Raw genomic sequence first — 26592 nt, 5'->3', positions numbered from 1 at the left:
CCCTCGCATCCCCCTTAAGAAGGGGGACGAAAGAGAAGAATCTTGTCCCCCCCTTATTAAGGGGGGCTAGGGGGGATCAGATTCGGGATCTGCCTCATAAAAAATTGGTATTACCAATTACCAATTACCAATTACCAAATCTAAAATCGATAGTGTTATCCTATAAATATCATAGCTGGAAATAAACATATGATTTCTGTTGTGCCGATCGCACCACCGTTAACCCTAGGCGAACAGCGAGTGGTGTTTAGAGATATTAGTTGGGAGGGTTATCAACAACTGCTCAAGATTTTTGGCGATAACCGAGCGGCTAGATTGATATTCGATCGAGGGACTTTAGAAATTACCAAGCCTTTACAAGAACACGAATTTTCGAGATGCTTAATCGAACAACTGATTCGGATTTTGGTTGTAGAACTAGGTTTGAAGATTAAAACAATGGGTTCTACAACCTTAGATCGATCGGACCTAGAACGCGGTGCAGAACCAGACAATGCCTATTACATCCAAAATCAGCCCCTCGTAGCCGGTCGTACCGTAGATTTAGCCACCGATCCAGCACCCGATTTAGTAGTAGAAGTAGATATCACCCATACTGATATTAATAAACTAGCTCTCTATGCTAGTATGGGAGTACCGGAGTTTTGGAGATACAATGGTAGAGAATGGCGGATTTATCAGCTAGAAAACTCTGAGTATTTAGAAGTGTCTGTCAGCCCCACTTTTCCGATTCTCCCCAAAGAAAAGCTCTACGAATTTTTGGCCGCAGCGCAGCTAGATGAGGTAGAAGCAGAGGTGAATTTCCGCAACTGGGTAAAAGAGATGACTAAATCTAATCAGTTAAATAATCAATAACCCATAACTAATAATCAATTCAAGAAGGATTAATCGGAAATTCGCCCCCACTGTCAATCTCTGCCACACTGGTAACTAAATCCAAAAACGCAAACACGGCTGGAATTAACAGCCCCTCCCTTAAAATAGCCACTCCAATTACCCTCTGAAAATCCGCGGGGAAACTACAAATTTTCACCTGAGCAGGTATGGGTTCCGCCGCCAAACGAGGCAGAATTGCTGCACCCAAACCTTGTAGTACCATACTGACAATAGTTGAATCTTCGCTGAGTTCGTAAGCGATATTTAGGGGACAAGGGGAAGTTGCTAAATACTTACGAAGTGGTATGGAACAAGCTGTTTCTGGCGGCTGCAAAATCAACGGGTAATTCGCTAATTCTTCCCAGGTAATCTTAGCATTTTTACATTTCGCAGTCGGTGGCAATAAAACCAGATAGTTGTCTCGCAAGATTTCCCTTGTTTCAAATTCATCGGAGATGGGAAGAGAAACAAAGCCGATGTCTGCTTTGCCCGATCGCAAAGCTTCTTCCACAGCTTGCGTATAATAGACTTCGGTAATGCTGACGGCAATTTTGGGAAAGCGATCGCGAAATTTAGCAATAATACGCGGTAGGATATGAGTGGCAACACTGCGAAAACTAACTATCCGTACCTGACCACCCTGTAAACCTTTTTCTAAATCCGCTTCTTTGACCATATGTTCTAACGATCGCACAATTTGACGCCCGTGAGTCACTATCCTTTCTCCCACAGGTGTCAGTTGAGCACCATGTCGCCCCCGATGAAATAGCTGCACTCCCAATTCGGTTTCTAAAGTGGCGATGGCGTGGCTGACTGCTGACTGGGAAAGTTCTAATTGCAAAGCTGCTTCGCTAAAGTTTGCACAATTTGCTACTGCTATTAAAGCCTGAATTTGAGAGAGTTTCATCCGTCGCGTATTGATTTCTTTCATATAACCAATAACTGATATGTCTAAATTTATTCTGGAATTCCATGACACTTGTTACTCCTATCCCTGTAGTTCGCGAGCGGTAATTCATGGCTTAAATTTCAAAGTACCCGCCGGGAAACGTTGCGGGCTAATCGGCCAAAATGGTTGTGGCAAAACTACATTTTTTCTATTAGCAAATGGCTTGTATCAACCGCAACGGGGAATCATTAGCTGGGAAGGTGAACCCTTCAACTACGAGCGCAAATATTTGATGCAATTACGCCAACAAATCGGGCTGGTATTTCAAAATCCTGAACATCAATTAGTTGCTTCGACGGTGGAAGAAGATATCTCCTACGGGTTGTACAATTTGGGTTTGCCCCAACCGGATATTGCTAGAATGGTTCAGGAGGCGATCGAGCAATTTGATTTAACTGAATTAGCTACTCAACCAATTCACAATCTCAGTTTAGGACAAAAAAAGCGCGTATCGATCGCTGATATCATGGTTCTCAAACCCAAATTACTGCTATTAGATGAACCTACAGCCTATCTCGATCCGCGCCATACGGGACAACTCATCGGTTTACTCCAAGAAATTCACGCTCGTGGTACTACAATTCTCTTAGCAAGTCACGATCTAGATTTCATTTATCGCTGGGCTGATTGGGTGTTTGTGATGGATGGGGGACAACTGATTTTAGAAGGAACACCGGAAAGCGTTTTTGCTCAACGGGAGGTTTTGGAGAAATTGCAGCTTGGTGTACCCCTGGCGATGGAGTTGATGGAGCAAATGAGGGCTATGGTTGAGAAAAATGATAGCTCACAAATGCACACTTTTGAGCAATGGCAACAACAAATTTTACAAAATCGGCGACTTTAGTTATGGGTTTTAGGTTCTGGGTGATTGATTATTGGTTTCCGAAATTGATGTTATGTATGATTTTTATCACTCAAAAACCACTGTTTTACTCCCAATTATATGCTGATAAATAAAGTTGGCAAAGGTGGCGACTAAACCGCGTCTATCTGGACAAGCAATCAAAAGAGTTGCTGTAGGAAGTGTCATAGAAAGTCAAAGTCCTGGGGATTAGTGTTGCTCGCACTGTTGTCAACTCTCAAACAGATTAATCTGCTACTCTTTCGGAGACTTCACCTTCGCAAATGGTGAGTTGGGAAGGCTGACATCGTTTAATGATTATACTAACTCTTTTTGCTCCTTCGCTTTCCAAGTCTTCGATATAGCCTGGAGTATGGATTAAGGCTTCTTTATCGCTGTCAAAGGGACCAAAATAGTAAGTGCAGCGGGGAAAATTGGTAATAATTTCTACCCACCATTTTTCTTGTCCTTGACTCTGGGTGGGCTGGGCAACGAGGCACAAGACTACAACACATATAAAGAATAAATAAAATCCGAGCATTGTTCTTCTTGGGGTAGATTTATGTATTATTTAAATTTATCAAGGCAATTTAGGCGATCGAATCAACCTCTGTGCTGATTTTGACTCAATTGAATCAGCAACCCGTCTCACTTTGCGTGTAATCTCAAATCCGGTAGCATCTGAATTATTCATCCCTCTATTCTCTCCCTCTGTGTCCTCTGTGTTCTCTGTGGTTAAATCATTCCAATGCTACCAAAAACGATATAATCTCAAATCTAAAGCAAAACCCGCCTGTGCGGGTTGTTTGCTTGCTGAATAATTGTCTTTTGCCAAAGCCGGTTACTAGGTAGAACTCAGAAGGCTGAAGCTTAGGACTTACCTTTGGGGAAATGGTCAATCCCAGCCCAACCATAAAAAACCAGTTCGTTGTTTTGGACTCGACACCTGTCTACTCGTAGTTGAGTGCCTTCGAGAGCAAATTTGTCTAAATCTAGCAAGTTGTTGACGTGGGCAATTATCGCTTTTCCCAAGTTGACTGCTTGCTCGTCGCCGCCGTAAGAAACGCTGACAAATTGGATTTTACGTCGTTCCTCGACTTGCAGTTGAGCAGTAATATCTATCTTGACTGGTTCGCCAGCATCGCCTACGGTAATTTCGGACTGAAGGCGAATCGATTTATCAGCACCAAAGCTGACTTCGGTGTTTTGAAAATGCAGAGACTGGTCTTGATAATTGAGCCGTTGTAATTTTTCAACTACAAAAGGCGTATTGAATGAGGTGGTTAAGTCTGATTGGCTCAAAACTATTCGCATATTTGCCTGGGTAGGCTGTCGTAATTTAACTTGACCTGCAAAAATTGCCCCAAAATCAATGGAGAGTGCTTGCAAGTAGAGTTCCATTACTTCGATGCGAAGACCGTTGTACATTAACATTCCTTTGCCAATGAAGTCGAAACCGTCGATGCTTCCCTGCAAGAGTTTGGCTACAGGCTCGACTCGGATATTGGCTTGGGCCTGTTCCGAACGTTTGAATAAGGCCGCAATCGCAGCTCCTGCTACTTTGCTGACAAGGCGATCGCCACTTTGACCTTGAAAGGATGTACCGCTAAACAAAGCTGCTACCATTTATTCGTTTGCTCATCTACATTGGCTATTATAACCTCCTATTAAGAAATGTTAAAATAGCTTGTGCTTATGTACATTATAAGAATGAATTGTTTTTTGGCTGGGTCTGGAAAATAAAACTTCGAGTACGCCAGCGTGTAGGACATTCTAGAATTTTACAGGCTCAGGGGGGTGCCTTGGAGACAGGCTTGATCGAGTAATGCTCCATCCCAGACTGTGTGTTCGATCGCAGCACAGAGCAAATTAGCACCTGTGAGATTAGCGCCACGCATGACGGCTCCATTCAGGATAGCTTCTTCCAAGTCCGCACCGGACAAATCGGCGCCGGACAAATTGGCATGACTCAAATCTGCGTGGTGCAAAATTGCCCTCGCCAAATTCACAGCCCGCAAATCGGCGCCGCGAAAATCGACACCGCTCAAATCCAAATTCCCGATCGTCGCCCCAGCCAAAAAAGCTCCCCCAAAACTGGTGTCACCAACTTGAGCATTCCCAAAGTAGACTCCACGCAAGTCAGCATTCCGCAAATCTGCTCCTCGCAAGTCAGCGCCGCTCAAATCAGCGCCTCGCAGGTTGGCGCGCAAGATGGCACGCTGCAAATTCGCACCAGCAAGATTAGCTCCACTCAAGTTAGTTTGAGACAAATCGGCATCGGCGAGTTCGGCTCCCGATAAGTCAGCGCCAGCTAAATGATAGCCCGACAGCATTTTAATTTTGCCTTTGCAAATGGCTTCTATGTTAGTCATTAGTTATTGGTCATTGGTTATTGGTTGTTGGTTATTGGTTATGGGCGGTGCCATGGCCTTCGACTCCGCTGACTTAATCGCGAAGTCGAAAGGTTATTGGTTATTGGTTTGGCAATTTAAGTTGCAGTTACCGAGGGAGTGCGATCGCCCACATCCTCCAACCAGACATTAGGTAATTGACTAGGGCGAGTTGGTAATTCCATCAAACCCATTTCTGCCAACCTCACGACGTTGCCGAGGGTATCCACCAAGGCTGGATCGAAACGACTGCCACTAATTTCCCGGCACTTTTCCCAAGCTGCTGTCAAACCCAAAGCTGGACGATCGCCCCGCCCTTGAGTCCAGTCTTGAAAACACGCAACCAAGCCCAAAATCCGGGAAGAGATGGGTATTTCTTCCCCTCGCAAACCGTCTGGCCTGCCGCTGCCGTCCCAGTGTTCGAGTTTATGCTTGACAATTTCGGCTACAGGTGATAGTTCCGGCATGGCTTGCAACAGTTGGGAACCGATGAAACTGCGATCGCGCCAAAATGTTAGAGTCTGTTGGTCAAAGCGATCGGGAGTTTGAGTAAACACCTCATTGGGGGCGGAAACTAACCCGACTCGAAACAGCAATCCCGCCAACCGCAACCGCCGCAACTGTAAAGCGGGCAAATCCAGAAGTTGACCCAAAGTTTCCGACAATGCGGCCACTTGCAAAGACGCGGTGGGATTTGCGGTATCGCGTTCATCCACGCGCTGGGCCATCCGCAGAAAAGCTTGAAGTTTATTGGCGTTCAAGTTGCGGCTAACGCGCAGGGCTTGACCTTCCAATTCCCATAAGTCACGGGTTTGGCGGTTAATTGCCACCATTTGCTGCTGAGAACTTTGCAGGTAAGTCACGATCCGCGACACTACCCCGCTAATGTCTGCTAGGGGTGGGCCTACGGTGGTGAGGATTTCTCCGTAAAGTTGCAACAGTTGGTCTGCCAAAGCCGTATCGTAATGTCGCGTTTGTTCTATAAAAATTTTTGCAGCCTCCGACACCAAAGATTGGTCAAAGGACCACAAGCCGTAGAATTTTCTTTCTATATCGATTTCTGGCTTACCTTGGGGCTGGTATTCTTGGTGTGAAAGTTCGCGACAAAGCACCATGGCTTTGTAGGTTGGGGCGAGGATAATTAAATTCCATTCCTGGATTATGGGGTCGATCGGATCGAGATTTATTAAAGATACATTTTCTAATTGACCGGTTTTGTGGTTTGCAAAACCGCTGTCGGCTACTGCACCGATGACAACCTGTCGAGATGCCTTAGCAATATCAAAGTAGCGATCGGCTTCTTGCAAATACCATTTTCCCTGCTGGAATGTCACCAACACTAGGGGTTTAACTTCTAGTTCTCCCCCGCCACTGGTTTGCAAGATGTGGTCTTCTAGGGCGTGACACAGGGCTACTAAGGTATTTTTGAAATAAACGCCGTAGCTAGAAGGCAGTTTATTGTCGGGAAGTGTAGCTTGTAATCTGGCGAGAGTTGATTCTGGATTCATTACAAAAGGCGGTGCCGGCTTCTTCATTCATTGTAGCGGGCGATCGCACTTCTGGAAAATATCAATTTTTCGAGAGGGAAATTTGGGATTTTTCACCCCCCCAATAGCAGCTTTCCAAGGCCCTGGCTGATACTGGAGCCAGCTAGCGAGCGCAACTTTTTCTACAATCTGTGTCTGTTGCTGATATGTTTTTCTGGGGAAACCTGTCTTGAGGAAGACTCCAGATAACTTAGCTATTATCTACTATTTTTAAAACAATACTGGGAAATAAAACCGTGATTCAACCAGAGCGGAGTTTAGGGGAACAGGCGATCGACAAAGTAGTTGAAATTGCGATTTCTAGCCAACTGGACGAATCAGAAAGTTTGTCAGTCAACGTCGAAACCCAGCCCATGCAGTTAGCTCAGGGCGAGGTAGATTCAGTCACCATCGACGGTGAAGGTTTGGTGCTCAAGCAAGACTTGCGCGTGGCCCAATTGCAAGTAAAAGTAAACGATATTTCTGTAAACCCCCTCAGTGCGATGTTTGGCAAAATTGAACTAAACGGGCCAGCGATGGGTGCGGCGCGTGCAGTTTTAACAGAAAGCGACATCAACCGCGCTTTTAACTCAGCATATATCAGCCAGAAACTGCGGGAATTAAAAGTTAAGCGCGATGGAAAAACCCTGACAATTGACATTCAATCTGTGCAGTGTCAGTTGCTGTCATCGGGAAAAATCGCTTTAGATGCGCAGGTATTGGTACGGGAGACGGATTCTCAGGAAAGGATTTATTTTACAGCCAAACCTCAGATAGATGCGGGCGGTTGCGCTGTTTCTCTTCAGGATGTGGAATACCCGGAAAACCAGGAGTTTTCGCCGGATTTGACCGTAGCGTTGGCTGCCAAAGCCAGTGAAGTTTTAGACTTGCGAAATTTTGAATTGGAGGGAATGTCCCTGCAAATTCAGCAACTTAATGTGGAAGCTGGTTTGCTGACATTGAATGCTCTAGCAAAAGTAGTAAAATTTCCTACATAAAAATACAGAATACGCAGATACCCGACTTTTCAAATAAGTCGGGTATCTTAACTTATCTCTGTTTTTATATTTTAATTAACTGTGTGTATTGCCATCCCTTAAAAATTTTTAATAAATCCATCTAAAGTTAGAAATAAAGCCACGAGGAGCAGCACGCAACTATCACTGGCGCTAGAGGTGGAAGACAGATTTTTATTTGTATAGTTTACAGGTATTGCTTGAAAGTTTGGGAAGATTTTGTGAACGCTCTAACTACTTTCGTAAAAAAACTACGCATCGGTCAAATCTTGACTGTTTTTCTAGCAGGTTTGTTAGTATTCACTAGCACTGCTTGCAACCCTGGTGATGTTCGTGGTGCTCGGCCCGACAATCCTCCCGTTCAAGCTGGAGGAATGAATAATCCTCAGAAGGCTGGCGGTGATGGATACACTAATTATAAAACCTCCACCGATCCCAAGGTAAATCAGCAGCCTGCTACATCAGAAAAAAATCGGGCTGATTTGTCAATAAAGGATGCTCGCCTTTTGGCCACGACTACCACTGAATCTAATTCTTCCAAACTGCTTTATCCTGGTTCTGAACCCCTAGAAACTGATAAGTTTGACCGGGAACTCGCCGGAGATAAAGATCTCTTAAACGCACCGGATGGACAGCCTGCTCAGCGCCAACCTGTCTTCGATCGCAGCGATCCAGATGCCAAGATTTTGGAGAGAGTAGGTGCGGCTTTTAAGGATGCTTCGAGTTTCCTGAAAGATAGCACTGAAGATGCGAAGGAAAGTTCCGTTACCAAACTCAATCCTCTGCAAAAATAAGGTACGGAGACAAATTAATATCAATCAAGGGGAGCAAGGGTTCGCGTGGCGATCGCTCCCTTTATTGATATTTATTAAGCCCTCTTAAAAATAGCATAGCCAGAGCCCCGATTTCTTCAAGAAGTCGGGGCTTTAAAGTGATATAGATATGCCAGGAGCAATTCCTATTTTTTCTCAAAGCTTTTTCAGAGCTAAAACAAGTTTGTGTTATCGACCTTGTGAGTCAGAAACATCTGCTATCAAATCATCTTTATCAACTTTGGGCACAAAATCAGGTCGTTCTTTGGATTCCCAACCGGGGGGGCGCTTGGAGTTGTACCAAGCAATGGAGCCAATACTAACCGCAGCCACAAATCCAACACCAAGAACTGCGAGGGGAATCATTAGGTTGCTATCTACCATTTTGTGCAAATCCTTATTTACTCTACTTATCTAGTATCTTATCTGCTAAGCGCCCTAAATCAATGTATCTCAAGACAGAAAAAGTGTTGAAGTTGAGATGGGAGAATTATTCCCACGGCTGAATCCGGGACGCCGGACTGCTTTGGTTTCGGTGATAATGTTGAAATGTTGGAAATTGGAGCTAATTTGATTATGCTGTTGTCGATCGCATTTTTATTAGTCGCCAGTTTCGCGATCGGTGCTTTACCACTAACGGGTTGGGCGGTGAGAGTCTTTGCGGGCAAAGATTTGAGGGTATTGGGTACCGGCAATATGGGCGTGTCAGCGGCGTTCATTCACGGGGGGAAAGCAGCGGGAATTGCTGCGGTGTTGGCGGAAATTGCCAGAGGTGTGATACCAGTTTTGGCTGCTAAATTTTGGTTCCCCCATGCACCTGGACTCGGCCTTACCCTGTTAATTCCTCTAGTGGTGGGCAGATATGCGATCGCCCGTGGAGGAGGAGTCACCAACGCTGTTTGGGGTATTTTCGCATTTTCCCCAGCGGTGGCTATCACAGCGGGCATTTTTGGGTTGCTGGTGTGGCGTTTGGCTGAGGTTGTGTGGGGTAAGGGCGATCGAGCGCGGCTGTTTGCTTCCCGTTGCGGATGTCTGTGCACCCCAATCTGGCTTTGGCTATGGCGACAAAATACCACAGAATTTTTAGCAGCGGCAGGATTAGCCTGTTTACTGTTCACAATTAGTCTGCGTCAGGGTGATGATATGGCCTTATCTAAATCGGAAAAATTGCTTTCTCTGGATAACTCATTAGATGCGAAAGTCTGTGGCGATAAAGCCGCCAAATTGTCTCTACTGAAACGAGCCAAATTTAATGTACCTCCCGGTTGGATATTATTACATTCATCGGGAATCGGGAATTTAGAAAACAGTGAAAATTTGTCAATCCCTAATACTTTAATCGAAAATCTAAAATCCCAAATCCAAAATCGAATCATTGTGCGCTCTTCTGCTGTAGGAGAAGACGGCGATATTAGTTCCGCGGCGGGACAATATGAAACGATTGGGCCTGTTTCAACTGAAACAGAATTAATCGATGCCATTAATCGTTGTCGCCAGTCTTATTGGACTTCCGAAGCAGTGGCTTACCGCCGCCAGCGACAATTGCCTGATACCCAAATGGCTGTTTTAATTCAGCCTTATATTGACGGTCAAGTTGCGGGAGTAATGTTCAGTCGCAATCCTTTAGATGGTGGTTCTCAGGTAATTATTGAAGCTTTACCAGGAGGAGCAGAATCTGTTGTTGGCGGACAAATTACTCCGGTTCATTTAGAAATTGATTTTAGTACATCTGAGTCACTAGAAGCAAGTTTAATTAAAGTTGAACATAATTCTGTTATTGCTAAGTCAATGGTAGCAGAATTGGTAAAACAAGCGCAAGCAATCGAAGCATTTTTTCACGGCATACCGCAGGATATTGAGTGGAGTTGGGATGGTGAGCAAATTTGGATTTTACAAAGCCGCCCGATTACTAATTTGCAGCCATTCTGGACGCGAACTATTGCCGCCGAAGTGATTCCCGGTGCAATTCGTCCGCTAACTTGGTCGATTAATCGCCCGCTGACTTGTGGAGTTTGGGGAGAAATTTTTCAGGTGGTTTTAGGCGATCGCGCTGCTAATTTAAACTTTAATGAAACTGCCACTTTGCTGGGTTCTCATGCTTATTTTAATGCTACTTTGTTGGGCGAAATTTTTCGGATGATGGGATTACCGGAGCAGGGTTTGGAATTTTTGCTGAGAGGGCAAAAAATGGGTAAGCCACCTTTGGGGAAGATTTTGCCATCTTTGCCCGGTTTGTGGCGTTTGGTGCAGCGAGAGAGGGCGCTCAATGGAAAATTTAAGGGCGATCGTACTACTATTTTCCTACCTGCAATTCAAAAATTACAGAAGTCAGAAGTCAACCCCCCGCTACCCCAAGTCAACCCAGGGCTGTTTCATTCTCAGATAAATCATCGTTTTGTAGGGGTAGGGGATGGTGCGTGCCTACCCTCTTCGTCCACTGGTGAGATGGGGGCGGGCACGGGGGCACCGCCCCTACAAGAGAATGAAACAGCCCTGCCCGTACCCCCCCCAACGGGGGAAAGAAGAGGGTACAATGCCGAAGATTTAATGGGATTGTTGGAGAGAACCGAGCAAATTCAGGAATGGCTAAAACCGATTACTTACTACAATATATTAGGTCCGATCGGGCTGGCAATTCGTAAAGCAATTTTTCGGGTTCCCGATGAATGGTTAGACAATGATAATGCACCGGAAATTGCATCGGTAAGAGCTTTGCAGCAGTTAGCCCAAAAGTTGCGACAAGCTGCGATTTCGCAATCGGATGAAACGATTTCAACCGCAAAATTAGCCGAGATATTTGCTGCAAGTTCTGCTTTACAAGCGGAATTTGCCCACTGGCTTGATACTTACGGATATTTGAGCGAAGTGGGTACGGATATTGCTGTTGCTACTTGGTCCGAACAACCGGAAGCTTACCAGAAGTTGCTCCTAACTATGGCACAAAAATCGGTGGTAACTAATTTAGATGCCAAACAAAAATTAGGGTTGACTTTTTGGCAGAAATGGCGATTAGATAAATGTCAGGAAAGAGCTACAGTCAAAAATGAAATTAGCCAAGTCTACGCCCGGTTGTTGGCTCATTTGCGCTGGACTTTTTTGGCGATAGAAGCTGGGGGCTTAGCCATGGGTGTATTTCAGGAAGCTGGGGATATCTTTTATTTGGAATTTGGGGAGATTCAGCAGTGGATACGCAGTGGCGATGGTGTTTCGTTTCAGGATACGATTAGCCAAAGGCGCGCACAGTTAAAAGTCGATCGCCTCCGCCCGATTCCTCCTGTAGTATACGGTAATCTACTGCCTAATTCTCAGGAAAAGACAAGAACACCAGCCACCTCCACAACTAAAATCATCCAGGGAATTCCCGCAAGTATCGGCCGTGTCGAAGGCTTCGTCAAGATTTGTCGCACTGTGACTACAGATTTAGGAGAAAATGCGATCGTAGTAGTCCCCTACACCGATGCAGGTTGGGCACCCCTACTATTAGGAGCAACAGCAATTATCGCCGAAGTAGGCGGCCAACTATCTCACGGAGCAATTATCGCTCGCGAGTATAAAATTCCCGCAGTTATGAATATTCCAGAAGCTACAACTCGCTTCCGAGACGGTCAAAAAGTGCGAGTAGATGGATATCTTGGCACTGTAGAATTGCTGGAATAAACTGAAAGAAAAATGTAAAAATTCATACATTCTGTAGATACTGTCTTTACCTGTCAATACAGTATCTACAGAACGTCGTAATATCGATCGTCTTGATGCTGATTTCCCCTAAAATCTCACCGTCACCAAAATCACCCGCCGAGGCTGATTTTCCGCTTCAATAGTATACTGAACCCGCCCAAAACCTCTCGGCCCCGGTTCAACTAAATCGTAGCGAGATGTCACCGTCCCCGCGGCTGTATCGTATTGAGCAAAAACAGCACCCGGATTCCTCCCAGCAGACGCATCCGCATCCCCTCCCCAAGCTGTTGTATCATCTATTCTCGCTCTAGTTGGCAATACCGAAGCTGCGATTTCTGGAGGTGTTAATCTTTGATCGGCTAAGACTTTTTGAGCGTTATGAATAGCGCACATTGTCGGCCCAGAAATTTTGGCATCGCTATATTGATCTTGCCACTTTTGTACGAAGCCAAAGCCAACATTCGGACCGACGTTCTCCTGTCTTTGTCTGCCCCACAAACTACTGATAGTGCTATTCCCCTCAACACCACTGCCAGTCATGGCTAATTCGGTTCTTTTGCTAGTAAAATTGCGGCTGACAAATTCTTTGTCTGCGGTGCGAATCCGGTTGGCTGCGGCTACCTCTATTTTACTGCTAACATTACTATTACCTTGTAAAATTGGTGAGAGAACGCCGGGGATGGGTTCGGCTGCACAATATTTTTGAATACCGTTAAAAACGCGATCGGCTGATAAGGCACTAATCGGAAATTCTAGGGAATAAGCCTCAGCAGGTTTGGGGAAAAAGATGCCGGATGTGGCGGAAGCGGCAAAAGAAGCGCCACCCCAGATGACGATCCGATTAAATTGACGGCGGCTAATACTCATAATTTATCGACCCCCTGGAGAGCTTGCCCCCGGCTCAAGATTAAATTTGAAAAAGTGATAATAACCTTGGTTGCAATTTTTTGCTGTGGAACAAGAGATATCAAGAGCTAAACTTTTACCATTACTAATATCTGCAAACATTGTATTGATTCTCCCAGGCTTACCCACCTGAGAAGCTACTTGATTTCCATCTACATAAACCTCTATTTTGGGCGGTGAAATCCCACTCTGATCGCTAACTCCATACTCCAATCGCAGAGAAGCGCGACCACCTGGAAGTCTACAGGTCAAACCTAACTGCTGTACCCTCATAATACTGGTGTGTAGTTGTCTGCCTATGGAAATGTCTGTAGGTTCCCTGTACAAAAAATTGGTATTGCCACTTGTAACAACACATTGCAGGTCTAGTATATGGATCGGGCGCTGGGCCTGAGCCACTTGTGCGCCAACCGTCCCCAACATCACACATAACATCCCAGCGAGGAACAAACCGCTGAGCCACCGCACTCGTTTCATATAAAATATCCTCTCAACACCTTAATGAATTAATATAAAGGATGAGCTGTGTAGGAAAAGTCCTGACTTTGAACAGATGACAAAATCAAAAATGTCACAATTGTACGAAATGTTAGGTATAATGAATGGCGTAAACTCCAGCTTTTCCCTAATGTATGGATATTGCAGAAGTCTTGACACTGGCAGATCAGCTAATTTTTGCTAAGACGGGAAAGCATTTAGATTACGTGCAAGATGCTATTCTGCGGGGGACATTAGAAGACGCAACTTACACGCAAATTGCTCAAGAACTTTACTCAAGTCCAAGTCATGTCAGAAATGTCGGATCGGACCTTTGGAAAACACTTTCTAAGGCATTGAAAAAAGATATTACTAAAAACAATTTTAGGGCTGTATTAGAAAAGGGTATAGTTTATAATTATCAATCAGCAATTGTTGAAAATATAACAGGCGAGAGTATAACAGTTAATAATAAGCTTAATATTTGTCCTGAAAAAGTGCGATCATCGCCCAAAACACCAAAAAACCCCGAACCAACAGCAAAACAGCCCCGCATCGACTTAGGCGACGCACCAGAAATCTCCACATTTTGCGATCGCACATCCGAACTCACCACCCTCGAAAACTGGATTTCAAGCCGCACCCGCCTCATCACCATCCTCGGCTTATCCGGTATTGGCAAAACCGCCCTGACACTCCAACTAATCCCACAAATTCAACAGGAATTCGACTGCATCATCTGGCGAAGTCTCCGCGACGCGCCACCTCTTCAAACACTCCAAACCTACATAATTCAATTCCTATCACAGCAGCAAGAAACTAACCCCCCCAACCCCCCCTTATCAAGGGGGGGCGAAGAGATTCAGCCTGCTTCTCCCAGGGGTGGCGAAGAGATTCAACCTCTGTCTCCTTCTCCCCCCCTTAGCAAGGGGGGGCTGGGGGGGGTAATAGACTACAGGGGCGAAGAGATTAAGCCTCCGTCTCCTTCTCCCCCCCTTAGCAAGGGGGGGCTGGGGGGGGTAATAGACTACAGGGGCGAAGAGATTAAGCCTCCGTCTCCGTCTCCCCCCCTTAGCAAGGGGGGGCTGGGGGGGGTAATAGACTACAGGGGCGAAGAGACTCAACCTCTTTCTCCCCCCCTTAGCAAGGGGGGGCTGGGGGGGGTAATCCACCATTTGCGATCGCACCGCTGTCTCATCATCCTCGATGACGTCCAAACAATCTTCAGCAGCCAACAACTCGCAGGAAACTACCAACCGGGCTATGAAAACTACGGCGCATTCTTCAAACAAATAGCAGAATCATCCCACAACAGTTGCATAATCTTGCTCAGTTGGGAAAAGCCCAGAGAAATTGCAGCCTTAGAAAGCCACCCGAAAAATTGTCAAACATTGCAACTCAATGGCTTAGGCGAAGCAGCGCGAGAAATCTTCACAGAAAAAGGCTTAGCCGAATCAGAAAACTGGTTAGAATTGATTGAGCTTTACCAAGGCAATCCCTTGTGGTTAAATATAGTAGCTGCTGGAATTCAAGACTTATTTAGCGGCAAAATTTCTGATTTCTTATCCTATGATAGCTTAGTTTTAGGAGATTTAGAATATTTATTGCATCAACATTTTCAGCGATTGTCAGAGACGGAAAAACAAGTAATGTCCTGGTTGGCCAATCAAAACAAACCAGTCGAAATCTCCAAAAAGTCAGCCCTGCTCGAATTATCGCCGTCAGAATTCCTCAAAGCCGTGGAATCCTTGAGGCGGAGGTTGTTAATCGAAAAAGTCCAAAAGGGCGATCGCACCCTCTTCCAACTGCAACCAGCCATCGCAGAATACATAAAAGAGCGCATCAAATAACCGCCCTTAGTTGAGAATTTTGGAGTTTTCACAGCAACCTGGTTTTGGAGATTTTGCTATAATTTGTATCATGTAACTTAAATGCCGATGAGCTTATATGGACAACCACTTGCGGCCCCAAACTCCTCTCGTCAGCACCTTTGCACAAACCTTAGAAAATTGCTATCCCGATGCGCTAACTTTACTCAATCCCGGTGTAGCAGAAACAGAAATCGAATTATTCAAAAATCGTTACCAACGGGAACTTCCTCAAACATTCTACGATTTTTACCGCTGCTGTAATGGTTCAGCCTATGAAAGTTTAGAGGATAATTGGCTGTTTCCTTTCGAGCATGGTAGGAGTCTTTTACCTTTGCAATGTATTGCGAAGGAGAAAGATTTTTGGGATGGGGAGAGTAAAGTTAATTTCTCCGAATGGAAACCAGGGGAATATTGGAATGAAGCATGGATTCCGTTTATGAAAGTAGATAGTTGGTGGCTGCGGGTTGTGGATACTGAAGGCTGTTTCGGCGGTATTCCCGGACAAATCATCAGTTTTGACTACAAGAGTTATCCGTTTAGAAGTATTGAATATGATTCCTTTGACAAGTGGCTGGAAACTGCGATCGCGAAAATTGAGTCTGGGTTTTTGTTTAAAGAGTTTCATGAAATCGGGTTTGATGAGAGTAAGGCAATATTTGCGATGGAAAAACGGATCAATCCCCAGCGCCGCAGTATTGAATTAGAACCCAACAAAGTGTAAAATTAAGATGGAGTTGATAGTTGCACTTTCAATCACGACTAAGCTAACAACCAATCACCAATAACAAAATGATTAAAATTTTACACCTTTCCGATATCCACATGGGAAGCGGCTTTTCTCACGGGCGCGTCAATCCCGAAACAGGTTTAAATACACGGTTGGAAGACTTCGGAAATAGCCTGAGTAAATGTATGGATAGAGCGATTTCTGAACCCGTAGATTTAGTCATATTCGGCGGGGATGCTTTCCCTGATTCCACGCCACCACCGTTTGTAAAAGAGGCTTTTGCGCGTCAATTTAGCCGCTTGGTGGATGCGCAAATTCCGACGGTTTTGCTAGTGGGAAATCACGATCAACATTCCCAGGGACAAGGTGGGGCGAGTTTGGGGATTTATCGGACTTTGGGTATACCTAAGTTTATTGTAGGCGATCGCCTGGATACTCACCGCATCGAAACCCGCAACGGCCCGGTACAGGTGGTAACATTACCTTGGTTGACGCGATCGACTTTAATGACAAAATCAGAAACCGAAAACCTTTCCGTGGGAGATGTTAACCAATTATTAACCGAAAAACTGACGATCGCCCTAGAAGGAGAAATTCGCCGTCTCGATCCAAACATTCCCACTGTACTTTTAGCACACTTAATGGCAGATAAAGCCAGTTTGGGTGCAGAGCGTTTTTTAGCAGTGGGAAAAGGCTTTAATATTCCCGTCTCCATGTTAACTCGTTCGTGTTTCGATTACGTTGCTCTCGGCCACGTTCACAAACACCAAAATCTGAATGCTTCTAACAATCCGCCGGTGATTTATCCCGGAAGCATTGAACGGGTTGATTTTAGCGAAGAGAAAGAAGATAAGGGGTTTGTGCTAGTTAATTTGCAACGGGGCCAAGCTGAGTGGGAATTTTGCGCTTTACCTGTGCGGAAATTTCAGACTATTAAGGTGAATGTGGCTGAAGCGGAAAACCCGCAAACTGAGTTGGTGAAAGCGATTGGGAAGAAAGAGATAACTGACGCGGTGGTGAGATTGATCTACCAATTGCGATCGGAACAATTGGATTTAATAGATAATGCAGAATTGCACGCACTTTTGGGTGCAGCGCACAGCTACACAATTCAACCGGAATTAGTCAGTCAGTTAGCAAGGCCGCGGTTGCCAGAATTGAATGCTAATAATAGTATAGACCCATTGGATGCTTTGAAAACTTATTTGGCAAGTCGTGAAGATTTGAAAGATGTGGCGGAGAGTATGTTGGAGGCGGCGCAGGGTTTGTTGGGAGGGAAAGAGGAAGTTGTGGCAGAATTTTAGGTATGGGAATTATTTAACCGCAGAGAGCACAGAGAACACAGAGGAAGATAGGAGAGATAGGAATAATTTCAATACTAACGGATTTGATATAACTAGAGGTAAAAATGAGAATCAATAAGATTTCAGTCACCAAACTTTTTGGAGTTTTCAACCATCCGGTTTCCTTGAACAGGGAAGATAGAATCACGATTATTCACAGTCCGAATGGATTTGGCAAAACAGCATTACTCAGGCTCATTAATGGATTTTTTAATTCACGTTACTCAGAACTTCGGACTATTCCATTTGCAGAATTTAGAATAGACTTTGATGATGGCAGTCAAGTGCAAGTAACTAAATCTATCGATCAAACCAATGAAAATAAAAAAGACGAAGAATTAACGTTTCATTTTAATCGCCCTGGTGCAGAAGTAGAGATATTCTCACCAGATTTGTTAACACATCCAGGAGTAAAACTGGATTTCCATTTAAGTGCTACAGAGGACGAAGTAAATTCAGTAATTCAATTAGGGGATCAAAATACAATTACGCAATTATTCCCAAGACAAAATATTGCCATGTCCTTTATTGAAGATTTTACAAATTTAGCAAGGAGGCTTAAGCAAGAACCAAAGTGGCTGTCAGAATTAAAAAGCTCGATAGACATTCATTTTATCGAAACTCAGCGCTTGTTAACTCCCTCAAATGTTCCTGAAGCGGCGGTAGACACGAAACACCCCTCAATGATTCCCTCAGTTAATATATATTCCCAGGAACTAGCAGAAGAGATCCAAGCAAAACTGGCTGAATATGGTGCATTGTCTCAATCCCTTGAAAGAACCTTTCCCGCAAGAATTTTCAACAAAAAAGCACCCTCTAACCTAACAGAAGAAACACTTCGCGACAAATTAAATAAAATTGAGGAAAAGCGTTATCGTCTCATAGAAATTGGTCTTTTGGATAAAGACGAAAATCCTGATTTTCAAATCGAACAACATATTGATAATACCACCAAAAACATTTTGTCGGTGTATGTTGAAGATGTAGAACAAAAACTCATGGTTTTTAAGGAACTCGCTACTAAAATAGAACTTTTTACAAGAATTATTAAACAGCGATTTCTCTATAAAAATATGAGCATCAGTAAAGAGAAAGGTTTTACCTTTACAACGGCGGGTGGTAAGCCTTTGTCGCCGACAGACTTATCTTTCGGAGAACAGCATGAACTGGTAATGGTTTACGAGTTATTATTCAAAGTTAAACCTAACTCGCTGGTTCTGATTGACGAACCAGAAATTTCGCTGCATATAGCATGGGAAATCGAGTTTCTCAAAGATTTGCAAGCAATTATTAAGCTGGCAAACTTTGATGTTTTATTAGCAACTCATTCTCCAAGCATTATAGACGATCGCTGGGATTTGACAGTGGAATTAGCAAGGCCAGTTGAATGAAAGAACATATTAACCCTAGCTACATTGCCAACCAAATTCGCCTGCTGAGAAATCAACCTAAATTCACTGAACATTCTTTTCTAATTGCTGAGGGGGATACAGATGCGCGGGTATGGAAAAACTTGGTAGACTCAACAAAGTGTCGTGTGGAAATTGCCCATAACAAAAATAATGCTGTGAAAGTGCTCAATATCCTTGAAAGAGATAACTTTGCTGGTGTCTTGGGTGTGGTTGATGCTGATTTTGATATATTAGAAGGAACTGTTCCACTCAGTCCGAACTTGCTGTTTACAGATACTCACGATTTGGAAACTATGCTGCTGAAGTCGCCAGCACTTGAAAAGGTGCTTTTGGAACACGGTTCGGAAGACAAAATCAAGGGTTTTGGTAAAGATGTTCGCCAGACTTTATTGGAAAGTGCCAGGATTATCGGTTATTTGCGATGGGCTTCGCTGAAGTTTGATTATTGTTTAAGATTTGAAGATTTAGCTTTTAATAAGTTTATAAATAAGGAAACATTGGCATTAAATGAATCCGACTTGATGAAAGCCGTGAAAAATAACTCTCAACAACCGGGACTTAATGAGACAGAAGTTAAAACAAAGATGGATAGCTTAAAAACAAATGCTCACGATATGTGGTATATTTGTTGTGGTCACGATATGATTGCTATTTTGTCGATCGCACTTTGTAAAGCATTAGGTTCCTGTAACTCCAAGCAGGTTGAATCCAATGTACTGGAAAAAGATTTAAGACTAGCCTATGAGTCTGGTCATTTCCGGCTGACAAAACTTTATGTATCTATTCAGAGATGGGAACAAACTAATCAACCATTTCAGGTTCTCTCTAACCCGTAGCTTCAACTTTCCCAAAAATCTCACCCGCAACCAACCGAGTTCCATTCGCAAAATCCACCCCAGACTGCACCTTTTTCCCCGCCAACTGCACCTCCCGTAATAATAATAAACCATTGCCAGTTTGGACGATCGCCCCTAAGCCCTTCACAACCTTAACAACTTCCCCATTCTCCCCTGACAACTGGGACAAAACAGGCCATTCCCGTTCCAAAACCCTCAACTCTGGCGGTAATTGCAGCCAATATTCTGGCCCGACTGGCGCTGTAGCCATCACCTTCAGAGAATTGCCGCGAAAAGTCGTCGTACAATCGGGGTGAAAACCCCTAACTTGATTGTGCAGCGCGATCGCACTTTTCGACCAATCCAACACAAAATCAACACCCTTAATCATCGGCGCATAAGTCGCTTCTGCCTCATTTTGAGGAATAGCTTCTATTTTCCCATCCCTGAATTTAACCAAAGTTTCCACCAACAAATCCGCCCCAATTTCTGACAGCCTATCTCCTAAAGAATCAGCATTATCCAAAAGCGTAATTCCCGCAAAATCCTTCAACAACATCGCCCCAGTATCCATCCCCGCATCCATCAACATCGTAGTAATTCCAGTTTCCTTTTCTCCGTCATAAAGACAGCGCTGAATCGGTGCCGCCCCGCGATACTTGGGTAAAATTGAACCATGAACGTTGATGCAAGCTATATTAGGAATATCCAGTATTTCTTGAGACAGAATCTGACCGTAAGCTACCACTACAAACACATCAGCTTCCGCAGCCCGCAGTTTGGCAATTGTTTCGGCATCTTTCTTGATTCGCGAGGGCTGCAAAACCGGGAGGCTGTGATTTAAAGCCGCCATTTTGACTGGTGAAGGCATCAATTGATTGCCTCTTCCCCGGCGTTTATCCGGCTGAGTGACAACAGCTACCACCTCGAATTCGGGATGAGTTAGCAGGCTGGATAAAGTGGGAACCGCAAATTCTGGAGTGCCAAAAAAGATAATTTTCATATAAATTTGTAATTGGTAATTGGTAATTTGTAATTGGTAATTGTTATTAGAACCAAAAACTAACAACGAACAATTAACAAAAAATAACCAACAAATGACTACTGACTAATGACTAATGACTAATGACTAATGACTACTGACTAATGACTAATGACTACTGACTAATGACTAATGACTACTGACTAATGACGAATGACTACTGACTAATGACGAATGACTACTGACTACTGACTAATGACTAATGACTAATGACGAATGACTACTGACTAATGACGAATGACTACTGACTAATGACGAATGACTACTGACTACTGACTACTGACTAATGACTACTGACTAATGACGAATGACTACTGACGAATGACTACTGACTACTGACTAATGACTACTGACTAATGACTACTGACTACTGACTAATGACGAATGACTACTGACTACTGACTAATGACTACTGACTAATGACGAATGACTACTGACTAATGACTACTGACTAATGACTAATGACTACTGACTACTGACTACTGACTACTGACTAATGACGAATGACTAATGACGAATGACTAATGACGAATGACTAATGACGAATGACTAATGACTACTGACTAATGACTAATTGCTACTTCAATGCGACGATTGCGCTGCCGATTGGCATCGGAACCATTATCCACCGAAGGGCGACTGTCTCCATAGCCGATCGCCACCCAATGATACTTCTGTCCAAGCACATTAGACAAATAGTTCGCCACCGCCTGAGCTCGCGCAAAAGACAAATTGCGATTATCCACCGCTTCCCCCACATTATCAGTGTGTCCAGAAACCTGCACCGTCGCCCCCTGGTAATTGCGCAAATCCGCCACCAAATTATCTAAAATCGCATTGGTTCCCACGCGCAAGGAAATACTGCCAGTATCAAACAAAACATCGCTAGGCAAAGTCACCATCAGCGCTTCCCCTGCAAACACGGGATTATTATCGCTTGGTTGCGCCTCCGTCACAGGCTGTGGAGTTGCAGTCGCACCAATGGCGGGTAAAGCCGGAGTAGGAGTTGTGGCTGTTTCCGGTGATGCTAATTCCCGTGACATCAACTGCAATCGCTTTTCCAAGGTTTCCGTCGGGCGACTGCTACCCAACTGACTTTCCAAAGCAGCCGTGCGCCCGATGAGGGCGTTTAACTCTCCCTGTAACTGTCTCAAATCTGACTGCAACTTTTGTTTGACGGCGGGATTGAGTTGGGACTGCGGGCTCGGCGTAGTGGTTGGTGTTGGTAGCACCGGAATTTGCTTGGCTCGTGGGCGTTTCGCACCGGGGGTCAAATTTTGAGTTAGACGCAGGAATCTCTCGGCTAGGGGCATTTCCGTGGCGCTAGATGGGTAAATTTGGGCGATCGACATTCCCAAAACCCAGGCAAAACCGCTGCCGACCCCCAGCAGTAACAGTCGAAAAATCAGCGATAGTACGAAAACACCTTTCCCCCGCGACTTGGGGACGCGAGTTGGGGGAATTGAAGGTTTTTGGTTAAAAGATGCCGTCATGGCTCCTCCCTCTCGGTACATTTAGCATATCAATTTCGATACTATCAAAAGATTTTAGGTTTAAGATTTGAGATTTGAGATGAAAACATTAACAATCATTCCTTTGGGGTAGGCATCCTGGGTACTCTTGACAGCTTTTTTGCCAGATGTCTATTTTAGATGTGAGATTTTAAATCTGACGATTTTAGATCGGAAATCTGTTAGATAATGCAATATAACTTTTGGAAAAAACTCCATGAACGACCCTTTAAATAGCCCTTATCCCGTTCCTTGGGAATGGATCACCACTACTCATGCTAAGGTTAGCTCGACTATGGGTTCTGGTGTCCGCTACTATCGCAGTCCTTCTCTAGTTTCGGTTAATGGTGAATACGCGGCTTACAGTCGCATTGAGTTACAAGTGCAGCCGGAATTATTCCAGTGTCGAGTTAGTAGTGTGATGTTTGTGGAAAATCTGAAAACGGGGGAACTGCAAACCGTGGCTGCTGCTTCGCCATTGGCTGAAAGCGGGTTTTACGCTACTGACGAAACTGATATGTCTGGGACGATCGCCATTTTAGTACCAGTTGCTTGGAATCAAACAGGTTCCCGCCTCCTCGCCCGCGAATTTGAAGCCATTTTCTGTTCTTCGGATATGTCTGACTACGCTGTCATCTGGGACAAAAATGATAATTACACCTATACTGTTGCTCCCGCTCGCAGTCTTTACACTCATGCTGTATTGTTGGGTTGGAGTCAAGTTTGTCCAGGACAAGTTTTGTTCCGCGCTGGCAATTTGGGGGATGGAACTTGGCCTCTTTGTGCCGTTGATACGACCGGCAAAACCGTAGCTGTCAACGACGATCGAGCCCTAGTTTTCGGCACTCAAACCAGCACCGACTGGATCGAACCAAAAACTCGTTTTTAGATATTATTTTATGACAGTATCTGTTTTTGCCTTGTCTAAAACTCTTCTCCTGTCAGGTCAATTTTTCAACACTTTATTTTTCGGGATGGGGTTGATAATTTTGACGGTAATCTTTTCGTTAACCGCTTTTATTTTTATGATGACTTTCATCAAGTGGTTGCAGGAGATTTTCCAAAAATACCGACAATATTTAAGACCACAATTCGGAAAAAATATCAGCCAGGGAGAGGTGGGTATATTTGATGAAAATAGCAATGTTCCGCCATTGCAACCTGGGGAAAAACTCTACAAAAATTCCCCAGCCATCGCGCATTTATATCAGCCCATCGCTCTTTGGTATGGACGTTTAATTTTGCCCTCAAAGCAAGAACGGGAACCCTACGGTTCAGTATTTTTGGAAGTCTTCAATGCACCGAAAAAGCATCACAATTTTATCGGTAAAAGAGTTAATTTAAAATGGAGTACCAATCGCGAAGTTCAATTTTTTGTCCATGCTGTAACCCAAGATCTTAACTTCACCAAACAGGTGGAAGATAGTAAAAAAGCGGGCAACATCCATCCAGATAGATTGAACGGATTAGCCAATGTCGGCCCTTTAGAAACTCTGGCAGGTAGTAGACTAGAAGACAATGTGACAGTGATGCTGCGACGTCCAGCGATCGCTATTCATTATAGCAGCAGCGATCGCTATGAACTCACCATCGAGCGCGAACCAGTACAAATTATCGGACGTTGGTGCGCCCTCATCTCAATTCTCCAGCGCAACAAACCCAACAGCGACAAATTTATTGTCCGCCACTTTAACAAAAAATCTCAACAGTTTGATGGCCCGGCCGAAATCATTCGGATTCCCCAAGTCAAGCCAGACAAAAATGGCGTAGCGAGGTCTACAAATCACCTGATAGAAAAATCCCCATTAAATCCCGAAGGCTGGTACATTTACGGTGAAAAAGGTCTCGACAATATTTTTGTTGTCCAAGCAATCGAACCCCGAAAAATCACCAAACTAATCCCCGATGAAACACATTGGGGACTGCCACAATCCCTGGCTTATTTAAACAGCAAAAATTGGCAAAATACACGCCAGCAAAAAGGGCAAGCTAAGATAGTATTATTATCGTCGTCAAACGAAGCAGAAAACCATCGTACTTCCCCTTGGGAAGAAGGAGATATGGGTATCGTGATTCATTGTTTCGGCGGTATCGGTGGCAAAAAAGCCGAATTCGCCCCCCTGGGAATTGTCACGGGACATTTTGCTTTTGGGATAGCAAAAGTTGTGCGCGATCGATTTACCGATGAATTACGTTTTGATATTGAATACAAACAAGTGTACGCCCACAATCCCGACGGAATTATCGCCGGTGCGAACAAATGGCAAAGTTATATGGGAGACTTGGCAAGAGGTTGGTTGGGCGATCGCCCAGTTTGCGATATCATTTGTAAATTAGATTGCGTATGTCTTGACTACCACTTCGACTGCATCCAATTGTCACCTTTAGATGAATTAAACCAGCAATTAGATATCATGATGGCGCGTTATCGCAGCGGAGACGGTACCGGGGCGAGTTTAGTCACCCCTGCAACTTCCTGCGTGCAAGATTCCAGTCAAGCAATTTACGCTACCATCAAAAAAATCACTGCCGAAGTAGAATCAAATCCTCAGATTCAAGACTGGCTAAAAACCCATCCCGCCGACGCACAAACTCAAAGATTTCAGGAATTAATAGCTTTAGGCAAAAGTTTAGAAAAAATCTTAATTCCCCTGGGCATTGTCCGTCCCGATTGGCGCAAAAACGCTAGATTAGTGGGGATTCGTGCTCACCCTAAAAAAACTCAGTTCCGCCGTCTAACTAATCCAGTAAAAGCTGCGATTAGTTACCGAACCATGTTACCCAGACGCACCCAAGATGAACTTGCCAAAATTTTATTAAAACAAGCCTCATTCCTCTGGATAATTAGGACAAATCAAGTCGGCGGCTTTGATGCTAATATTGAGCCTGTCCCACCGACAAGGATTTAAATATTTGAGATTACAAAAAGTCTATTTAAAATTTTTTTACCCAATCTTCGCCGATGCGAACTGTCAAGTCCGAATCGATTTCACCAGTAGAAGCTGCCTCAATTTTACCATCCCCTAATGCTTTTTGAAGCATATTTGCTCCCTCTAAATCACCTTGCTGGACAATAATTTGGCTTTGAAGCTGCTTGTCTGGCCAATCCGGGGCTACCGATACATTAGAAAAGCCTTTTTTTCGGAGAAATGCTGCCAGATTTTTAGCTGTTTTAGGTTTACTATTGGCGTTTTGGACAGCAATTTTGAGGTTTTTGAGTGAAGCAGAATCACCAGGATTCCGAAATCGCCCTTGGGTGAAATCCGATCCGCCTTGCTTGAAATATTGTGTCATAATGCGATCGCGCCCCGTCTTATCTAAAATCCAATAACTCCTAGAATCCCCTTCTGCTGAACTAGAACGCCCTGGCAACATCACCATTTTAAAATTATCTGGTTCTAATTGCCAAGTAAAATTGACCAGGGTCAATATTTCCTGAAAGTTTAAATTAGTATGGACATATTTTTGCATGACTCGAATAATTTTTGGTATCTGGGGTAATACCGATGGACTTCCGAGACGATTTCGCATCGCTTGAATCAAAGATTGCTGGCGTCCAATGCGGCCGATATCTCCCAAACCGTCATGGCGAAATCTAGCAAATTGCTCTGCTTGTTCTCCGTTGAGAGTTTGCCAGCCCTGTGCTAATTTGATGGTTAACTTTTGACTATTATCTTGATAGGACATGGTGTGAGGTACAAATACTTCAACTGGTCCCAATAAATCGACTAATTCCCGCAAGGCACTGATGTTAACTCGCAGGTATCTATCGATAGTGATATTGTTCAGCATACTGCTAATTAATCGTAAGGCTAAGGCTGAACCTCCTTTAGCATTGGCTTCGTTAATTTTGCTGAAGCTAATTCCTGGGACTTCGATTTTTGTATCTCGCGGAATCGAAAGTAAATTAATAGATTTATCTCTAGGATCGATGCGGACTAGGAGTATTGTATCGCTGCGCCCGTCAAAGTTTTTCGGGGAGTTTAGCCAAGTTTTGGGTCTGCTGTCAACACCCATGATTAAGATATTAATGGGGCGTGAGAGTCGATCGCCCGCAGCAGAGGATGAGATATCATTAAACCCTGTAGCGTCTAAGACTTTACTCATTATTTGCGGTTCCACGGGGGCTAAGAGTGCGCTAATTGCCGCGATCGCTGCGGAGACTGCTGCTAGGATCGACAGCACAAATACCCCAAATAGATACAGCGTGTGTTTGGGCTTGTTTCGAGATAGGCGATCGACTGGTTTAAATAAGTTTCTTGTAAACATCGACAAGTTTTTCATTGACTTGTTTTTAAATTATGGTATTTTTTCAGCTTTGCAGTATAATTTCGGCGGTGCTGTGGTAAAATATTTGAACAAAGCTGGACAAAGCCAGC

Annotated in this window: 23 protein-coding genes and 1 pseudogene; 12 read left to right on the top strand and 12 right to left on the bottom strand. The window is 44.2% G+C overall.

Annotated elements, in window-relative coordinates; all coding sequences use genetic code 11:
- Positions 1 to 189 precede the first annotated feature (189 nt).
- Entirely contained in the window at positions 190 to 855 is a 666-nt protein-coding gene (locus AAFP14_RS13845) for a Uma2 family endonuclease (protein WP_341732829.1), read from the top strand.
- Positions 856 to 874: 19 nt separating this feature from the next.
- Here the strand turns inward: AAFP14_RS13845 and AAFP14_RS13840 are convergent, their stop codons facing one another.
- Positions 875 to 1807, bottom strand: coding sequence for a LysR family transcriptional regulator (locus AAFP14_RS13840; RefSeq protein WP_341732828.1), 933 nt, complete (start codon positions 1805 to 1807; stop codon positions 875 to 877).
- 16 nt (positions 1808 to 1823) lie between these two features.
- Here AAFP14_RS13840 and AAFP14_RS13835 point away from each other — a divergent pair, with 16 nt between their 5' ends.
- Positions 1824 to 2669: an energy-coupling factor ABC transporter ATP-binding protein gene (locus AAFP14_RS13835; protein ID WP_341732827.1), complete on the top strand. Its 846-nt coding sequence runs from the start codon at positions 1824 to 1826 to the stop codon at positions 2667 to 2669.
- A 99-nt stretch (positions 2670 to 2768) separates the two neighbouring features.
- On the opposite strand, the pseudogene AAFP14_RS26690 reads toward AAFP14_RS13835, so the two are convergent.
- The 5 genes and pseudogenes from AAFP14_RS26690 to AAFP14_RS13815 form a co-directional block, all read right to left on the bottom strand.
- Positions 2769 to 2855: pseudogene (locus tag AAFP14_RS26690) on the bottom strand (formyltetrahydrofolate deformylase); the annotation flags it as partial.
- Between the two features lie 58 nt (positions 2856 to 2913).
- Positions 2914 to 3207: a DUF1816 domain-containing protein gene (locus tag AAFP14_RS13830; protein ID WP_341732826.1), complete on the bottom strand. Its 294-nt coding sequence runs from the start codon at positions 3205 to 3207 to the stop codon at positions 2914 to 2916.
- A 329-nt stretch (positions 3208 to 3536) separates the two neighbouring features.
- Positions 3537 to 4292, bottom strand: coding sequence for an LmeA family phospholipid-binding protein (locus AAFP14_RS13825; protein ID WP_341732825.1), 756 nt, complete (start codon positions 4290 to 4292; stop codon positions 3537 to 3539).
- Positions 4293 to 4447: 155 nt separating this feature from the next.
- On the bottom strand, positions 4448 to 5038 hold the full coding sequence (locus AAFP14_RS13820) for a pentapeptide repeat-containing protein (protein ID WP_341732824.1): 591 nt from the start codon (positions 5036 to 5038) through the stop codon (positions 4448 to 4450).
- A 116-nt stretch (positions 5039 to 5154) separates the two neighbouring features.
- Positions 5155 to 6564 carry an HD domain-containing phosphohydrolase gene (locus tag AAFP14_RS13815; protein WP_341732882.1) on the bottom strand — a complete coding sequence of 470 codons (1410 nt, stop codon included), beginning with the start codon at positions 6562 to 6564 and terminating at the stop codon, positions 5155 to 5157.
- A gap of 275 nt (positions 6565 to 6839) precedes the next feature.
- Between AAFP14_RS13815 and AAFP14_RS13810 the strand changes: the two genes are divergently transcribed.
- The gene (locus AAFP14_RS13810; RefSeq protein ID WP_341732823.1) at positions 6840 to 7580 is read left to right on the top strand and encodes an LmeA family phospholipid-binding protein; all 741 of its coding nucleotides are present in this window, start codon (positions 6840 to 6842) and stop codon (positions 7578 to 7580) included.
- 239 nt (positions 7581 to 7819) lie between these two features.
- Positions 7820 to 8392: a DUF6658 family protein gene (locus tag AAFP14_RS13805; protein ID WP_341732822.1), complete on the top strand. Its 573-nt coding sequence runs from the start codon at positions 7820 to 7822 to the stop codon at positions 8390 to 8392.
- Positions 8393 to 8599: 207 nt separating this feature from the next.
- On the opposite strand, the gene psb35 is transcribed toward AAFP14_RS13805, so the two are convergent.
- On the bottom strand, positions 8600 to 8794 hold the full coding sequence (gene psb35, locus AAFP14_RS13800) for a photosystem II assembly protein Psb35 (RefSeq protein WP_341732821.1): 195 nt from the start codon (positions 8792 to 8794) through the stop codon (positions 8600 to 8602).
- Between the two features lie 165 nt (positions 8795 to 8959).
- Between psb35 and AAFP14_RS13795 the strand changes: the two genes are divergently transcribed.
- Positions 8960 to 12067, top strand: coding sequence for a glycerol-3-phosphate acyltransferase (locus AAFP14_RS13795; protein ID WP_341732820.1), 3108 nt, complete (start codon positions 8960 to 8962; stop codon positions 12065 to 12067).
- Between the two features lie 108 nt (positions 12068 to 12175).
- On the opposite strand, the gene AAFP14_RS13790 is transcribed toward AAFP14_RS13795, so the two are convergent.
- A complete protein-coding gene (locus AAFP14_RS13790) occupies positions 12176 to 12955 on the bottom strand; it encodes a Tat pathway signal protein (RefSeq protein WP_341732819.1) in 780 nt (259 codons plus the stop codon).
- A gap of 3 nt (positions 12956 to 12958) precedes the next feature.
- Positions 12959 to 13471, bottom strand: a complete 513-nt coding sequence (locus tag AAFP14_RS13785; protein WP_341732818.1) for a hypothetical protein — start codon at positions 13469 to 13471, stop codon at positions 12959 to 12961.
- Positions 13472 to 13626: 155 nt separating this feature from the next.
- Here AAFP14_RS13785 and AAFP14_RS13780 point away from each other — a divergent pair, with 155 nt between their 5' ends.
- From AAFP14_RS13780 to AAFP14_RS13760, 5 genes are all read left to right on the top strand, one after another.
- Positions 13627 to 15321 carry a helix-turn-helix domain-containing protein gene (locus tag AAFP14_RS13780; RefSeq protein ID WP_341732817.1) on the top strand — a complete coding sequence of 565 codons (1695 nt, stop codon included), beginning with the start codon at positions 13627 to 13629 and terminating at the stop codon, positions 15319 to 15321.
- A gap of 97 nt (positions 15322 to 15418) precedes the next feature.
- Complete coding sequence (locus tag AAFP14_RS13775) at positions 15419 to 16063, top strand: SMI1/KNR4 family protein (RefSeq protein ID WP_341732816.1); 645 nt, start codon at positions 15419 to 15421, stop codon at positions 16061 to 16063.
- Between the two features lie 68 nt (positions 16064 to 16131).
- Positions 16132 to 17373: an exonuclease SbcCD subunit D gene (locus tag AAFP14_RS13770; protein WP_341732815.1), complete on the top strand. Its 1242-nt coding sequence runs from the start codon at positions 16132 to 16134 to the stop codon at positions 17371 to 17373.
- 104 nt (positions 17374 to 17477) lie between these two features.
- Complete coding sequence (locus tag AAFP14_RS13765; protein ID WP_341732814.1) at positions 17478 to 18803, top strand: AAA family ATPase; 1326 nt, start codon at positions 17478 to 17480, stop codon at positions 18801 to 18803.
- Complete coding sequence (locus AAFP14_RS13760) at positions 18800 to 19660, top strand: DUF4435 domain-containing protein (RefSeq protein WP_341732813.1); 861 nt, start codon at positions 18800 to 18802, stop codon at positions 19658 to 19660. The genes AAFP14_RS13765 and AAFP14_RS13760 overlap by 4 nt, the downstream gene beginning before the upstream one ends.
- Here the strand turns inward: AAFP14_RS13760 and fmt are convergent.
- On the bottom strand, positions 19650 to 20663 hold the full coding sequence (fmt, locus tag AAFP14_RS13755) for a methionyl-tRNA formyltransferase (RefSeq protein ID WP_341732812.1): 1014 nt from the start codon (positions 20661 to 20663) through the stop codon (positions 19650 to 19652). The two genes, AAFP14_RS13760 and fmt, sit on opposite strands and share 11 nt — an antisense overlap.
- A 602-nt stretch (positions 20664 to 21265) precedes the next feature.
- Positions 21266 to 22195, bottom strand: a complete 930-nt coding sequence (locus tag AAFP14_RS13750; RefSeq protein WP_341732811.1) for an OmpA family protein — start codon at positions 22193 to 22195, stop codon at positions 21266 to 21268.
- Between the two features lie 235 nt (positions 22196 to 22430).
- On the opposite strand from AAFP14_RS13750, the gene AAFP14_RS13745 reads away from it, so the two are divergent.
- Both AAFP14_RS13745 and AAFP14_RS13740 read left to right on the top strand, forming a co-directional pair.
- A complete protein-coding gene (locus AAFP14_RS13745; protein ID WP_341732810.1) occupies positions 22431 to 23102 on the top strand; it encodes a hypothetical protein in 672 nt (223 codons plus the stop codon).
- A 10-nt stretch (positions 23103 to 23112) separates the two neighbouring features.
- A complete protein-coding gene (locus AAFP14_RS13740) occupies positions 23113 to 25122 on the top strand; it encodes an abortive infection protein (RefSeq protein ID WP_341732809.1) in 2010 nt (669 codons plus the stop codon).
- A gap of 25 nt (positions 25123 to 25147) precedes the next feature.
- On the opposite strand, the gene AAFP14_RS13735 is transcribed toward AAFP14_RS13740, so the two are convergent.
- Positions 25148 to 26482 (bottom strand): LCP family protein, encoded by a 1335-nt coding sequence (locus AAFP14_RS13735; protein WP_341732808.1) that lies wholly within the window; start codon positions 26480 to 26482, stop codon positions 25148 to 25150.
- Positions 26483 to 26592 lie beyond the last annotated feature (110 nt).

Origin of the sequence: Microcoleus sp. EPA2 (assembly GCA_020882975.1) — a bacterium.
In the GTDB taxonomy this organism is placed as follows: Bacteria; Cyanobacteriota; Cyanobacteriia; order Cyanobacteriales; family Microcoleaceae; genus Microcoleus.
Note: the sequence above shows the minus strand (reverse complement) of the source record. Positions and strands in the feature narration are given on the sequence as shown.